This is a genomic window from Polaromonas sp. P1_G2, from assembly GCF_056405515.1.
On the sequence record NZ_JBFUBY010001180.1, the window covers coordinates 1 to 446 of the forward strand.

Sequence of the window (446 nt, forward strand, 5' to 3'; positions counted from 1 at the left end):
CTGATGAGGTCTGCCAGAAGATGAGCGGCCGGATCATCAACATCCACCATTCCTTCCTGCCGAGCTTCAAGGGTGCCAATCCCTACAAGCAGGCCTATGAACGTGGCGTGAAACTGAYTGGCGCCACCGCGCACTACGTCACCGCCGACCTCGATGAAGGCCCGATCATTGAACAGGACGTCGCCCGGATCACACATGCACAGAGCGCCTTGGACTATGTGTCGATCGGCCGCGATGTCGAAAGCCAGGTGCTGGCGCGTGCCATCCATGCCCATATCCATCATCGAGTGTTCATGAACGGCAACAAGACCATCGTCTTCCCCGCCAGCCCCGGCTCTTACGCATCCGAAAGGATGGGCTGAGATGGCCAAGATCATCAACGGCACCGAGATTGCCGCTTCCGTCATCGACCAAGTGAAAGCCACCACGGCTGGCCTGCGCCAGGA

Annotated in this window: 1 protein-coding gene; it reads left to right on the forward strand. The window is 59.1% G+C overall.

What is annotated here, in order from left to right:
• Positions 1-362 (forward strand): formyltransferase family protein (locus tag AC1D0P_RS29660; protein ID WP_477680004.1); only part of this gene is annotated, 362 nt, incomplete at its 5' end.
• Positions 363-446 lie beyond the last annotated feature (84 nt).